The following is a 13,601-nucleotide window of genomic DNA, read 5'->3' as shown; positions in this document are numbered from 1 at the left end:
ACAGGTATTTCAGAAATTTTAATTCTATTCACAATTCCATCTATTATTTTTTATCAGCCACTCCATATACAGCCATCCGCATTTCATCTGAGGTACTTGTCGCAAATACAACTTCCCGACTTCTACAATCTATGTTATTGCTGCACAACTTATTCTCTACCATAAAGGGAAAAATCGATTTATTACAAACCTCATCTAGAAAATAAAGCAACTGCCCATCACCAGAAAATGCTCTCACACAAAAGAGAGCAAGAATCAATAATAGAATCACCCGAACCCTAGAAAACATAAATGTCTCCACCGCTAAAATGAGCCTAGCAATTCAAAAAATAAAATTAAAAATTTTTCAAAACTCTAAAAACATGACAAAAAACAGCATAAACTAGTTGAACACTTCTAAGAAAACTTGTCCATAGGGCATATATCCCACCTAACGAGAAAATAAGGGACAGACCACGATTTACGATCAATCAAAGCAACAACACATCCCTCCCTCACCGAAAATCGTGGTCTGTCCCCTATTTTTCCTGCCATTCCCAATGTAAGACTTTATGACGACTGAGGAGATTGGATTGCTTATAGGCTATGCCAGAGGATAGTTACTCATAAAATCACCTCAATCTATATTTTGCCACAACAGTATGAGTTAATAAGATGCTGCCATTTAATTGGTGCGGCTCTTTATAAAAAGTCACATATGAAACAGGATAATTATTAGAATTTAACTTATTCACTACTTCTGCAATTAAGCCCTTATCAACCACACCATACAGTGCTATACGAATCGAGTCAGAGGTGCTAGTTGCAAAAACATAATCTTTCTTATCACAATCATTCACACTCCTACATAGGCCCTTATTAATCAATGATGGATAGATTAGTTTTTCGCAAATGTCATGCATCATATAAAGCAACTGCCCACCTTCAGAGAAGGTCTGAACATAAATCAAAGAAAGCATCAATAAAATAGCTGTTTTAGAATTAACAAGCATGAGAGCCTCCACAGCTAAAATTGCAAACATCACGCACAACTCTCCCATCCCGGCATGAAAACAACATGCTCAGTTGAACACTCCCAACAAATCTTGTCCATAGGGCACATGTCCCACTTAACGCAACTTGACTATCAGCTCTGCCCTGGAGCGCACATCAAACATTCGATACAACTCGCTTAATTGGTTCCTGACCGTTTTCTCAGAGATATCCATCTCGCGCGCAATTTTTTTGTCGGGATATCCAGCCAAGGCATAGCGCAATACCTCCCTTTGCCTGGGAGGGACACCATCCATTTCCAGGGAAATAGCTGATTTTTGATGGATAAAATCAATGAACTGGCTATGCAGAAATGGCATTGTCAGCTCCATCATTTCCAACAAACCTGGATCAAAAGGCGTCCGCACATTCCCCATACTGAAGTAGGTTCCCTCCCTAGACAATGGGTTAACCAAGCCATGTCCGACAATAGTATGCAAACCCATCCGCGCCATTTCACTCAACTCAAATTGACTAGAAAATATCGGCGGAGACGCATAGCTCAACAGAAACGGCTTGCGATTTTTCAACCACCATTTCAAGCATCCGCGCCGCTCCCATTCAAAGCTCTGCATATAGCTTTGAAAACTATCTGACTCATACCCAAGCGAAAGCCAATGCGTTATTCTGACCTCGCCCGCCACTACCTCTCCGTGCACGCAAAACAGTTTTTCAAAACCAAACAATGGTTTCAACTGCTGCTCCAGCCATATTGGAAACAATGTTGGTTCATTTGGAAGATAAGCCATTGCTTCCGCCCAATGCGCCAAGCTGGTCGAAGAGATTTTCAAACGCCTTGGCAAGAGCGGGCTCACGATAGATTCAGCATCACTCTGCAAACTCATCACCGCTCCCTCAAACTCTCCTGCACATATTCCATCAGCGGACTCAAGAAATACTCCGCCACCCGCCGCTTCCCGGTTTTGACTTCCACTGTCACCGCCATGCCCGGCGACAAGTTCACCCATTTTTTCTCTACCCGGATACGGCTTTGGTTCAGCCGGATGCGAAAAATAAGTAAGGGACAGACCACGATTTTCGATCGATCAAAGCAACAACACATCAACCAATCCTACTCACCAAAAATCGTGGTCTGTCCCCTATTTTCTGGGGCAGCAAGGTACTGTTGCCAAACAGCTGGGTGCCGCTGGTCAGCGTGGTGGTGCCATTGGGGTCATACACCAACAAACCGGTTCCTTGCGCAATCCACCCCAGTTGCTCGGTATTACCGGAGCCGTTGGTGTCGAACATCACACCGGATTGATCTGCTCCAAGGGTGTGGATACCGGAGCCAGTCAGATCAATGGCGAGAGGATCCCAGCTGCTGTCGAAAGTGGACTTTTTGAAATCATCATGAACGGCCTTGTAAACTGCAGCGCTAGCCTGATTTAGTGCCATTGCAGCACCATATATGGCAGCTCCCGTAAGAACAGCCTCACTTCCAATCGCGAGCGCAACAAACCATCCAGCTACAACGGCACCATTTCCCATGACGGTAAATACATCATTAGGATCAATCATCTTTCCATCTTGCAAGTCCATTTCCATTTTCATTAAGGTCATCGAACCTGCAGCCATATTTGTTGGTATGGCCGTAATGGGAGACGCACTGCCAAACGAAGCAATGGCTTGGCCTGCATCATTGATAATTTGGAAGCTGTTCCCTGCGTTGGATGCATCGACCCCACTGCTAGCAGCACCAAAGGCTGCACCAAGTCCGTCGGCGCCTTTCCCAATACCTATCACCGTAAATGGCATCATTTAACTCCTAAAAAATAAATAAAAATGGAAATGGCTGTAAAAAGAACGCCAAGCAGGGCTGTTATATTTCTTGCAACTTTAATTTTGTGCAATTTTGGATTTAATTTTTTTAAGTTGTCTATATATCCAAAATCAAGAACTCCCTTATCGGCATCTTGCAAGCCAGATCTAAATCTCATATTGAAAAAATGAGTAGCAACAAGAAATAGAAGTGCGCCAACTTTAAATATCTGATAGGCCGAATAATACCAATTAGACATTTTTATCCTCTGCATTAATATAATAAAAAATACTGATCAAATAGGGAGTGTTTGATTTGATGCTATTTGCGAGTGTTTTATTGCTTCGCTTGGACTTTCTATGTGTTTCACCTCTCCCTAAAACTCTCCTGCGCATACTCCTTCAGCGGGCTAAGGAAATACTTCGCCACCCGCCGCTGTCCGGTCTTGATTTCCACGGTGGCCGCCATTCCCGGCGACAGGTTCATCCATTTGTTTTCCACCTGAATGCGGTTTTGGTTCAGGCGAATGCGAAAAAATAAGTAAGGGACAGACCACGATTTACGATCAATCAAAGCAACAACACATCCCTCCCTCACCGAAAATCGTGGTCTGCCCCCTATTTTTCCGGAAAAATTTTCAACTTCGCTTGCAATGTCTTTCCCAAGTGTATTCCAGTCAACTGAATTGGATGGAGATTCGGGTATTGAACTACCCGGTCCATTAGTCCAAGGGGAGCCATGCGGGTCAACTCTCATATTTATATTCTTTCTTCTTTGCAATAGTAGTGAAACGAAATGACGTGGGTAAGTGTATAGGTAAATGTTGGCAATGCTATTCCAGGGAAAAACACACCAATCATTAGCGCATTTGCATTGTTTGAATGGAAATAACTTCCGGTGAAATGAAATGCATATACTAAGAAGAGCATGCCTGGTGCCATTGTTGTGAAAAGTATGCGCTGCCCTAGAATCAAACCGCTAGAAGGAGGGGCTCCCTTTGTTCTGCTGTTTAATGCTCTCGCAGCCAGTTTTTTTGGGTCGGCTATCAGGCTTGCGCCACCCCATACAAGAGTTTCAATCGAAAGTAGATGCGTGAAGAAGAATAAAATTAATGAAACTAGTCGTAGGAATTGAGGTGATAGTGGCCCGTTGATTCCTATGAACGGGTGATATCCAAAAATTTCAAAACTTGGTAGGCTGTCCGGTATGAATTCTCCTGCAAGGATGTAAATAGAAGGAAATATCTTGTTGGATAGGAATAAAATCAGTATTGTTGCAATAAACACCTTGTAGGTGTTTTCTACAAGATATTCCCCGATGGTTGATAATTTTTCTGCCGTTTTTTTCCCCGTGTATTCCATATTTGTATTTTACTCTCTTTGTTGGGTGTTTTTATTTATGACTGCATGAAATTTGATGAAAATAACAATCAAACCGATTGCAATAAATGCATATTTAAACATGGTGACGATGCTTGCAACTAGACTCCTGCGATCTTTCATTTCTCTCAGGCTTTTCCTGTGGGTAAAATTTGAGTTGAATACCCCTGCTTTTCTGCAGTTAAGATGGTGTACGGGATGAATAATGTAATGAGCGTAATTTCTATGACCATTTAGATTTCTCCTTGAGGTATTGGGGTGAATCACCTCTCCCTAAAACTCTCCTGCGCATACTCCACCAACGGACTCAAGAAATACTCCGCCACCCGCCGTTGCCCGGTTTTCACTTCCACTGTCACCGCCATGCCGGGCGACAAGTTCACCCATTTGTTTTCCACTTTGATCCGGCTCTGGTTCAGCCTGATGCGCGCCGAGAATACCAGACCCAGTTTCTTGTCCTGCGTCGCGTCGTTGGACACTTTGATGATTTTGCCGGTGAGGTAGCCGTAGCGGGTGTAGGGGAAGGTTTCCACTTTCACCACCGCGTCCTGGTCAGCGTTGACGAAGCCGATGTCTTTGTTGCCAATGCTGGCCTCCACTTCCAGCGTGTCGTCCGGCACGATTTCCATCAGCGCCTGCGCCTGGGTGGCCACGCCGCCCACGGTGTGGATGGCCAGCTGCTGCACGGTGCCGGCCACCGGCGCGGTGAGGCGCATGCGTTGCTGGCGCTGGCTGGCCTTGGTTTCCTCGCTGCGGTTTTGCGTCAGCAGTTGCTGGGCCTTGTTCAGTTCGTCCAGTTGTTCGCGGCGGAATTGGGAGCGGGTGGCGTCCACCAGGCGGCGCTGTTCTTCTATGCCGGCGGCCAGCTCGCGGGCGTGGCTTTGCTGGGCGGCCAGGTCTTGCTCCTGGCTGATGCGCTCCTGCTCTTTTTGCAGATAGTCCTGGCGCGAGACGTAGCTGTCCTTGGCCAGGTCGCGATAGGCGTCGGCGCTTTGCCGGGCCAGCGGCGCGGTTTGCTTGAGTTTGTCGATCTGGCGGCGGGTGCTGTCCAGCTCGGCCTGGCGCTTGAGCAGCTCTGCCTGCTGGGCGGCCAGCTTGTCGCGGTATTCGCCGTATTGGCCTTCGGCCAGCCTTTGCGCTTCGGCCTGGCGGTTAACCGGCAAGCCGGGGATGCTGGCCAATCGCGGCGGGTGGTTTTGGGCTTGGGCGTCCAGCAACGCTTGCGCCCGCACCACCGTGGCGGCGGCGTCCAGCCGGGCGGCGCGGCTCTTGGCGGCGTCGGCGCCGGCCTGGGTGGCGTCCAGCTCCACCAGCGCCTGCCCGGCCTTCACCCGTTGGCCGTTCTGCACCAGAATGGCGCGCACGGCGCCGGTGTCCAGCGGCTGGATGATCTTGACCTGGGCATTGGGCGCGAGCTTGCCGTGGGCGGTGGCGACGATGTCCAGCTTGCCGAAGGCGGACCACAGCACGGCCAGCAGGGCGAACAGCACGATCAGCCGCATGGTCCAGCGCGGCGCGGGGTGGACCGGGGTGTCCGCCAGTTCCAGGTGGGCGGGCAGGAAGGCCAGCTCATGACCCTGGCGCGGCGGCGCGTCCAGTTGATGGCGGATGTCCCAGGCGGCGCGGAACACTTGGCCGTAGCGGGACAGTAGGTCTTGTATGGCTTGCAATCGCAGTTTCATGCTTTAACGATTTTCCTCCGCCAATCGGCATGGCGGTTTTGGTGAATGGCGCGGGCGGCGTCGCCCCCTCTCCCCAACCCCTCTCCCGCAGGGGGAGAGGGATGCCCCTGCGGCAAAAACATGGAGCCAATCGACCGGGGCGGCGTGGGCCTTGTTGCAAACCCAGAGCGGCACGGACGAACCGTGCAAGAGGCGGCGTCATCCCCTCTCCCCAACCCCTCTCCCCCAGGGGGAAAGGGATTCCCCTGCGGCAAAAACCTGGAGCCAATCGATCGGGGGTGGCGTGAGCCTTGTTTCAAACCCGGAACGGCACGGACGAACCGAGCAAGGGACGTCTCCCCCCCTCTCCCCCCCTCTCCAGCGGGGGGAGAGGAGCTGAACGGCGCGCTCGGCGAATACGGCATGGCCCAATGCGTCGGCATGCCTCGCCTCAGGCGGTTTGCAGCGCTACCAGGCGGGCGTAGTAGCCGTTCTGGCGCAGCAGCTGTTCATGCGGGCCGGCCTCCACGATCTGCCCCTTGTCCATGGCGATGATGCGATGGGCGTGGCGCACGGCGGACAGGCGGTGGGCGATGATCAGCACGGTGCGGCCCTGGCAGATGGCTTGCATGTTCTGCTGGATCACCCGTTCCGATTCGTAGTCCAGCGCGCTGGTGGCTTCGTCAAAGATCAGGATGCGCGGGTTGCTGATCAGGGCCCGGGCGATGGCCACGCGCTGGCGCTGGCCGCCGGACAGGCCGCTGCCGTGCTCGCCCACCTTGGTGTCGTAGCCTTCCGGCAATTCGCTGATGAACTCGTGCGCGCCGGCCAGCTTGGCTGCCTGGATCACCGCGTCCAGCGGCAGGGCCGGGTCGGCCAGGGCGATGTTGTCGCGGATGGAGCGGTTGAACAGCATGTTCTCCTGCAGCACCACGCCCACCTGGCGGCGCAGCCAGGCCGGGTCGGCCAGGGCCAGGTCTATGCCGTCTATGCGCACGCGGCCGCCCTCCGGCAGATAGAGCCGCTGCAGCAGCTTGGTCAGCGTGGATTTGCCGGAGCCGGAGCGGCCGACGATGCCGATGACTTCGCCCGGCTGGATGTGCAGGCTGATGCCCTTCAGCACCTGCTGGCCGTCCGGGGTATAGCGGAAGCGGATGTCTTCGAAGTCGATTTCGCCGCGCACGGCGGGCAGCGCCTGGCGGCTTTGCGGCAGTTCGCTACGGGTGTTGAGGATGTCGCCCAGCCGCTGCATGGAGATGCCCACTTGCTGGAAGTCCTGCCATAGCTGGGCCAGCCGCAGCACCGGCGCGGAGACGCGGCCGGCCAGCATATTGAAAGCCACCAGTTGGCCCACGCTGAGCCGGCCGTCTATCACCAGCTTGGCGCCCAGCCACAGCGTGGCCACCGTCACCAGCTTGCCTATCAGCTGGATGCCCTGCTGGCCCAGATTGGCCAGGTTGCCCACGCGAAAGCCGGCGCTGACGTAACTGGCCAGTTGCTGGTCCCAGCGCCGGGTGAATTGCGGCTCCACCGCCATGGCTTTGACGGTTTCGATATGGGAGACGGTTTCCACCAGCATGGCCTGGTTGTCCGCGCCGCGGACGAATTTCTCGTCCAGCCGCTTGCGCAGCGGCGGCACCAGCCAGGCGGACACCGCGGCATAGCATGGCAGGGACAGCGCGACGATGGCTGTCAGTTTCACGCTGTAGACCGCCATCACCGCCAAAAACACCACGGAGAACAGCACGTCGATGACGGCGGTGAGCGCCTGGCCGGTGAGGAAGTTGCGGATGCTTTCCAGCTCGCGCACGCGGGCCACGGTGTCGCCCACCCGGCGCGCGCCGAAGTACGGCAAGGGCAGCGCCAGCAGGTGGCGGAACAGCCGCGCGCCCAGTTCCACGTCGATGCGGTTGGTGGTGTGCGAGAACACGTAGCTGCGCAGGCCGGTCAGCAGCACCTCGAACACGGAACAGACCAGCAGCGCCACGCAGATCACATCCAGCGTGGTGAAACCGCGGTGCACCAGCACCTTGTCCATCACCACCTGGAAGAACAGCGGCGTCACCAGCGCGAACAGCTGCAGCGCCAGCGAGACGCCCAGCACCTCGCCCAGCAGGCGGCGGTATTTGACGACGGCGGGAATGAACCAGGAGAAGTCGAAGCGGGCCAGCTCGCCGGCCAGCGAGGCGCGGGAGGCGAACAGAATGGCGCGGCCTTGCCATTGCGCCCGCAAGTCGGACAAGGCCAGCTTGCGCGGCGCCGGCTCATCGGCGAATTGCACCAGCGCGTGGCTGTCGTCCACTCGCGCCAGCACGAAATGGCGGCCGGATTCGCTCAAGGCCAGGCAGGGCAAGGCGGCATGGGCCAGGCGGTCGAACTTCAGCGTCACCGCCCGCGCCTTCAGTTGCAGCCGGCGCGCGGCTAGCAATAAGTCCGCCTCGTGGAAGGTTTCGGATAAACCGGACTGGTGGCGCATCTGCGCCGGGTCCGCCGCGATGCCGTGAAAGCGGGCAATCATGACCAGGCTGAGCAGCCCGGCGTCGAGAGGGACGGCCGGCGCCGTCCCGGAAATGGCTTGCTGCATCATATGACCACAGTAAAAACGTGGCTGGCATTATTGACTGCGGCGATATTTAAGGTCAAAGTAATATACCATATAAATTCATATATAGCATATGTAATTCACAATTCATTAACATTTAGCAATAAATTTCCTCACCTGATTAAAAACAGCATTTTCCACCACGCAATGTTCCCAAACCGCCAGTCCCTCCTCTCCGCGCTGCTGTTTATCTTGCCCATCGCCGCTTGCCAGGCCGCTTCTTGGCTGGACGACCCGCTGCGCAGCGAGGCTTCGGCCCCGGCATGGTTCGCCTGCCCGGCGCTGCCGCCCGCCGCATCGCTCTCCTTGTACACGGCGGCCAGCCAGGCGCTGTGCCACCATCCGCAAACGCGCGAGGCCTGGGCCCAGGTGCAGGCGCAGCAAGCCCAGCTGGGCGGCGCGCGGGCCGCGTATCTGCCCACGCTGAACGCCACGCTGCAAAGCGCGCGCGAGCACGCCCGCACCCAGACGCCGTCCATGCCTTATTTGGACACTGACAGCCACAGCCGCTATCGCAGCGATACGCTGTCCTTGAACTGGCGCCTGTATGACTTCGGCGCGCGGGAGGCCGGACGGGACAATGCGCGCGCCCTGCTGGACGCCGCCCAGGCCGGCGAGGACGTCGCCATGCAGAAAGTGCTGGCCGCCACGGCCCAGGACTACTACGCGGCCGTCGCGGCGCAAGCCGGCTGGCAGGCTGCCCGCGAGACGCAAGCCGCCGCCGAGCAGAGCGCCAGCGCCGCCGCGCGCCGGGTGCAGGCCGGCGTCGCCGCCATCAGCGACCAGCTACAGGCGCAAACCGCCGCCGCCCAGGCCCGCTACGCGCTGGCCAAGGCCGCGGGCGCGCTGCGCAATGCCGAGGGCGCGCTGGCGCTGGACATGGGCCTGCCGCCAGACAGCCCGCTCACCCTGCCGCCAGCCAGCGCGCTCGACCCATCCGCCGCGGAAACCATGCGCCCGGCGGCCGAGCTGCTGGCCGCCGCCCAGCGCGAACATCCCAGCCTGCAGGCCGCGCGCGCGCAAGTGGCCGCCTCGCGCGCCAAGGAAACGCAAGTCCGCGCCCAGGGCTGGCCGGTGCTCAGCCTAGTGGCCCGCGCCAGCCACAACACGCAGCCGGAAAGCCTGGGCACCGGCTTGCCGCAGGTGGGCGCGCGCAGCCAGGATCGCTATGTCGGCATCCAGGTGGACATCCCGCTGTTCGAAGGCTTTGGCCGCCATTACCAGGCGCGGCAGGCCGCCGCGGAAACGGCGGAACGGCAAAGCCAGCTGGAAGATGCCCAGATGCAGGTGGCGCATGAGGTGTGGACCCGCTACCAGGCCTTGGAAACGGCCAGCGCCAATACCCGCATCACGCGCGAGCTATTGGACAGCGCGCAGGCGGCCTTCGCCGCCGGCAAGGCGCGTTACGAGAAAGGCGCGGGAAACATACTGGAACTGCTGAATGTGCAGACGGAACTGGCCAAGGCGCGAGAACAGCGAGTGGAGGCGCTGACCGACTGGCTGTCCGCCCGCTTACAGCTGGCCGCCAGCGTGGGGCGGCTGGGATTGGAGAGCATGCGCTGAGCGCGCCTGGCTGAACGCGTCGTCCGTCTTAAGATGCGAGGAATAGCCAAGGCGTCAAAATCCCAGGCGCAACTTGCATCGGCGGTGGATCTCCTCTGCGGGGCATCCCCCTACTAAAACCGTCTGCCATAGGGCGGAATCCCGGCAAAGCCGGGCGTTCCGCCGAGTCTCAGCCATCATCATGGCGGGCTCAGCGCCGCGCAATATCCGTGAAATAAAACTTATCCAAGCGATGCCGTGATTCGGTATATTCGAACAGCCGGCCGTCGTAGAGGTGGGTCAGGTTTTTGACCACGATCACGTGGTCCATGCCGTTCAGGTCCAGGTAGCGGCGGTCGTCGTCGCTGCAGGGCTGGGCCTCGATGATGCGCTGGGCGTAGCTGATGGTCAGCCCCAGATCCTGCTCGATGTAACGGTAGATGGAGCCGGCGGCGATGTCCGCGTTCAGGCCGGGCACCAGGCCGGCGACGAAGTGGTTGATGTCCAGGATCACGTTTTCGCCGTCGATATTGCGCACCCGCTTGATCCTGACCATCTCCTCGCCTTGCGGCAGGCCGGTGGCCTGGGCCAGCGGCGCGTCCACCGGCGCGCGCGCCAGTTCCGCCACGCGCGATACCACCTTGCGCCCCATGCGCTCGTTCATTTCCTGGAAGCTGACGATGCCGCTGAGCTGGAACTCGATATTGCCCGGCTTGAGCACGAACACGCCTTTGCCGTGAATCTTCTGCACATAGCCGCGTTCCTGCAGCATGTCCACGGCCTTGCGCACGGTGCCGCGGCTGGCTTCGTAGCTGCTCATCAGCTCGGTTTCGGATGGGATGCGCTCGCCCTGGGCGTAACGCCGGTTGTCGATATCGGCGACGATATCGCTATAGATCTGATGATATTTATTCACGTTGTTCGTCTTGGAATCGCGCGGCCCCTGCGCGGCAAGGCCTTACCTTAGCAAGACGGGCGCGGCTCGGCAAACCGGCTCAGTTCCAGTAGCCCGGTTGGGCGTATGCGTTTTTCAGATGCTCGATGAAGTGGCGCACCCGCGCCGGCAGCAGGCGCCGCTGCGGCACCACCGCGTAGACGGGGTAGTCCGGCGAGGCGCAATCGTCCAGCACCGTGAGCAGCCTGCCTGCGGACAGGTCGTCCTTCACTTCCCACAAGGAACGCCAGGCCAAACCCAGGCCCTGCAGCGCCCACTCATGCAGCACCGCGCCGTCGTTGCATTCCAGCGCGCCGGACACCTTCAGGTTCACCGGCTTGCCGTCCATCACAAAGCTCCAGCCTCGACTCTGGCTCTCGCCCAGGGACAGGCACTGGTGATGCTGCAAGTCCGCCAGCGCGCGCGGCACGCCGTGGGCGGCCAGATAGTCCGGCGACGCCACCACCACGCGCCGGTTTTCCGCCAGCCGGATGGCTACCAGGCTGGAGTCCGCCAGGTCCGAGATGCGGATGGAACAGTCGATCCGGTCGCGCTGCAGGTCCACCAGCCGGTCCGACAGGTCCAGCGTGACTTTGACTTCAGGATGCAGGCGCTGGAAGGCGGCGACATGCGGCGCCACGTGGCGGCGGCCGAAGCCGGCCGGGGCGGACAGCCGAAGGTGGCCGCGCGCCTTGCCGCTGCCGGACGCCACCGCCGCCTCGGCCTCCGTCAGCTCGGCCAGGATGCGCTGGCAGTCTTCATAGAAGGCCTCGCCCTCCTGCGTCGGCGCCACGCTGCGCGTGGTGCGCACCAGTAGCCGCACCCCCAGCCGCTCTTCCAGCGCGTCCAGCCGCCGCCCCACCATGGCCGGCACCACGCCCAGCTGCCGCGCGGCGGCTGAGAGACTACCCAAGCCCACCACGGCGACAAAGGTCTCCAGTTGCTTCAGCTCGCTCATTAGCTACCTAAAAGTAAAAAATGTTATGCAAATCTCGCCATTTCTTTTTACTCGCGCGCCGAATAGACTGTCAATCATTGCATTGCAGCATTCTCACATCCTCTTCTCTCTTACCCAAGGAGCGCGCGCATGGCAGCCAATCTTCCGCAGGGCGTGGAAATCCTCGCCGACATCACTCCGGCTTACGCCGAAATTCTCACCCCGGAGGCGCTGGAATTCGTCGCCAAGCTGCATCGCCGCTTCGAGGCCACCCGCCGCGAGCGCATGGCCGCCCGCGTGGCGCGCCAGGCGGAGCTGGACGCCGGCAAGCTGCCGGACTTTCTGCCGCAAACCGCCGCCGTGCGCGCCGGCGACTGGAAGATCGCCTCGCTGCCGGCGGACCTCCTGGACCGCCGCGTGGAAATCACCGGCCCGGTGGAGCGCAAGATGATGATCAACGCGCTGAATTCCGGCGCCAAGAGCTTCATGGCTGACTTCGAGGACTCCAACTGCCCCAGCTGGGACAACCAGATCGCCGGCCAGATCAACGTCCGCGACGCCTACCGCAAGACCATTTCCTTCCAAAGCCCGGAAGGCAAGCAGTACCAACTGAACGACACCATCGCCACCCTGCTGCTGCGCCCGCGCGGCTGGCACCTGATGGAAAAGCACGTCAAGGTGGACGGCGAAATCGTATCCGGCAGCCTGTTCGACTTCGGCCTGTCCTTCTTCCACAACATCCGCTACCTGCGCGAAAACGGCAGCGCCACCTATTACTACCTGCCGAAGATGGAAAGCCATCTGGAAGCGCGCTTGTGGAACGATGTCTTCGTCTTCGCCCAGAACGAGCTGAACGTCCCGCAAGGCACCATCAAGGCCACCGTGCTGATCGAGACCATCCTCGCCGCCTTCGAGATGGACGAAATCCTGTACGAGCTGCGCGAGCACTCCGCCGGCCTCAACGCCGGCCGCTGGGACTACATCTTCAGCTGCATCAAGAAGTTCAAGCAGAACCGCGACTTCTGCCTGGCCAACCGCGCGCAAATCACCATGACCGTGCCCTTCATGCGCGCCTACGCCCTGTTGCTGCTGAAGACCTGCCACCACCGCGACGCGCCTGCAATCGGCGGCATGGCGGCGCTGATTCCGATCAAGAACGACGCGGCCGCTAATGAAAAGGCGCTGGCCGGCGTCAAGGCGGACAAAGACCGCGACGCCACCGACGGCTACGACGGCGGCTGGGTGGCCCACCCGGGCCTGGTGCCCATCGCCGCCGCGGCTTTCGGCACCGTACTGGGCGACGCGCCCAACCAGATCGCCAAGCAGCGCCCGGACGTGCAGGCGAGCGCCGCCGATCTGCTGAACTTCCAGCCGGAAGCGCCGATCACCGAAGCCGGTTTGGCCATGAACATCAATGTCGGGATTCAATACCTGGGCGCCTGGATTTCCGGCAACGGCTGCGTGCCCATCCATAACCTGATGGAAGACGCCGCCACCGCCGAGATTTCGCGTTCGCAGATCTGGCAATGGATACGTTCGCCCAAGGGCGTGCTGGACGATGGCCGCAAGGTGACAGTTGAGCTGTTCCGCTCGCTTCAGGAACAGGAAATCGCCAAGCTCAAGGCCGAATACGGCGCGCGCTGGACCCGGCAATACGAGGACGCGGCCAAAATGTTCGACCTCTTGACCACCTCGGACGATTTTGTCGAATTCCTGACCCTGCCAGGCTACGAGTACATCGCCTGATACGGC

The 13,601-nt window shown here is 58.2% G+C and carries 12 protein-coding genes; 2 read left to right on the top strand and 10 right to left on the bottom strand.

What is annotated here, in order from left to right:
- Positions 1-611 precede the first annotated feature (611 nt).
- The 8 genes from C2I19_RS21760 to C2I19_RS11020 all read right to left on the bottom strand — a co-directional run bounded on the left by C2I19_RS21760 (position 612) and on the right by C2I19_RS11020 (position 8,418).
- Positions 612-1,025: a hypothetical protein gene (locus C2I19_RS21760; protein ID WP_146056790.1), complete on the bottom strand. Its 414-nt coding sequence runs from the start codon at positions 1,023-1,025 to the stop codon at positions 612-614.
- A gap of 84 nt (positions 1,026-1,109) precedes the next feature.
- Positions 1,110-2,000 carry a helix-turn-helix domain-containing protein gene (locus C2I19_RS11040; protein ID WP_146056789.1) on the bottom strand — a complete coding sequence of 297 codons (891 nt, stop codon included), beginning with the start codon at positions 1,998-2,000 and terminating at the stop codon, positions 1,110-1,112.
- Positions 2,001-2,094: 94 nt separating this feature from the next.
- Positions 2,095-2,793, bottom strand: coding sequence for an SPM autocatalytic domain-containing protein (locus tag C2I19_RS11030; RefSeq protein WP_146056788.1), 699 nt, complete (start codon positions 2,791-2,793; stop codon positions 2,095-2,097).
- Positions 2,790-3,053, bottom strand: a complete 264-nt coding sequence (locus tag C2I19_RS21755) for a hypothetical protein (RefSeq protein WP_146056787.1) — start codon at positions 3,051-3,053, stop codon at positions 2,790-2,792. Before C2I19_RS21755 ends, C2I19_RS11030 begins: the two co-directional genes overlap by 4 nt.
- Before the next feature lie 107 nt (positions 3,054-3,160).
- Entirely contained in the window at positions 3,161-3,550 is a 390-nt protein-coding gene (locus C2I19_RS22800) for a hypothetical protein (RefSeq protein WP_146056786.1), read from the bottom strand.
- Positions 3,551-3,552: 2 nt separating this feature from the next.
- The gene (locus C2I19_RS21745) at positions 3,553-4,155 is read right to left on the bottom strand and encodes a hypothetical protein (RefSeq protein WP_146056785.1); all 603 of its coding nucleotides are present in this window, start codon (positions 4,153-4,155) and stop codon (positions 3,553-3,555) included.
- 281 nt (positions 4,156-4,436) lie between these two features.
- The gene (locus C2I19_RS11025) at positions 4,437-5,855 is read right to left on the bottom strand and encodes an HlyD family type I secretion periplasmic adaptor subunit (RefSeq protein WP_103902746.1); all 1,419 of its coding nucleotides are present in this window, start codon (positions 5,853-5,855) and stop codon (positions 4,437-4,439) included.
- A 430-nt stretch (positions 5,856-6,285) separates the two neighbouring features.
- Positions 6,286-8,418, bottom strand: a complete 2,133-nt coding sequence (locus C2I19_RS11020) for a type I secretion system permease/ATPase (RefSeq protein WP_158253693.1) — start codon at positions 8,416-8,418, stop codon at positions 6,286-6,288.
- A 165-nt stretch (positions 8,419-8,583) separates the two neighbouring features.
- Here C2I19_RS11020 and C2I19_RS11015 point away from each other — a divergent pair, with 165 nt between their 5' ends.
- Complete coding sequence (locus C2I19_RS11015; RefSeq protein ID WP_158253692.1) at positions 8,584-9,999, top strand: TolC family protein; 1,416 nt, start codon at positions 8,584-8,586, stop codon at positions 9,997-9,999.
- Between the two features lie 190 nt (positions 10,000-10,189).
- Here C2I19_RS11015 and treR read toward each other — a convergent pair whose 3' ends face one another.
- Both treR and C2I19_RS11005 read right to left on the bottom strand, forming a co-directional pair.
- The gene (treR, locus tag C2I19_RS11010) at positions 10,190-10,894 is read right to left on the bottom strand and encodes a trehalose operon repressor (protein ID WP_103902743.1); all 705 of its coding nucleotides are present in this window, start codon (positions 10,892-10,894) and stop codon (positions 10,190-10,192) included.
- Positions 10,895-10,973: 79 nt separating this feature from the next.
- The gene (locus C2I19_RS11005; protein WP_103902742.1) at positions 10,974-11,870 is read right to left on the bottom strand and encodes a LysR family transcriptional regulator; all 897 of its coding nucleotides are present in this window, start codon (positions 11,868-11,870) and stop codon (positions 10,974-10,976) included.
- Between the two features lie 129 nt (positions 11,871-11,999).
- On the opposite strand from C2I19_RS11005, the gene aceB reads away from it, so the two are divergent.
- Entirely contained in the window at positions 12,000-13,595 is a 1,596-nt protein-coding gene (gene aceB / locus C2I19_RS11000) for a malate synthase A (protein ID WP_103902741.1), read from the top strand.
- Positions 13,596-13,601 lie beyond the last annotated feature (6 nt).

This window comes from Chromobacterium alticapitis (assembly GCF_002924365.1).
GTDB lineage: Bacteria > Pseudomonadota > Gammaproteobacteria > Burkholderiales > Chromobacteriaceae > Chromobacterium > Chromobacterium alticapitis.
The sequence above is the reverse complement of the archived record's forward strand: the minus strand, read 5'-3'. Positions and strand labels throughout refer to the sequence as shown.

Coding starts and splice junctions, on each gene's coding strand:
- C2I19_RS11040 (WP_146056789.1), bottom strand. CDS start 2,000: ATGGGTGAACTTGTCGCCGGGCATGGCGGTGACAGTGGAAGTCAAAAC.
- C2I19_RS11030 (WP_146056788.1), bottom strand. CDS start 2,793: ATGATGCCATTTACGGTGATAGGTATTGGGAAAGGCGCCGACGGACTT.
- C2I19_RS21755 (WP_146056787.1), bottom strand. CDS start 3,053: ATGTCTAATTGGTATTATTCGGCCTATCAGATATTTAAAGTTGGCGCA.
- C2I19_RS22800 (WP_146056786.1), bottom strand. CDS start 3,550: ATGAGAGTTGACCCGCATGGCTCCCCTTGGACTAATGGACCGGGTAGT.
- C2I19_RS21745 (WP_146056785.1), bottom strand. CDS start 4,155: ATGGAATACACGGGGAAAAAAACGGCAGAAAAATTATCAACCATCGGG.
- C2I19_RS11025 (WP_103902746.1), bottom strand. CDS start 5,855: ATGAAACTGCGATTGCAAGCCATACAAGACCTACTGTCCCGCTACGGC.
- C2I19_RS11020 (WP_158253693.1), bottom strand. CDS start 8,418: ATGCAGCAAGCCATTTCCGGGACGGCGCCGGCCGTCCCTCTCGACGCC.
- C2I19_RS11015 (WP_158253692.1), top strand. CDS start 8,584: ATGTTCCCAAACCGCCAGTCCCTCCTCTCCGCGCTGCTGTTTATCTTG.
- C2I19_RS11005 (WP_103902742.1), bottom strand. CDS start 11,870: ATGAGCGAGCTGAAGCAACTGGAGACCTTTGTCGCCGTGGTGGGCTTG.
- aceB (WP_103902741.1), top strand. CDS start 12,000: ATGGCAGCCAATCTTCCGCAGGGCGTGGAAATCCTCGCCGACATCACT.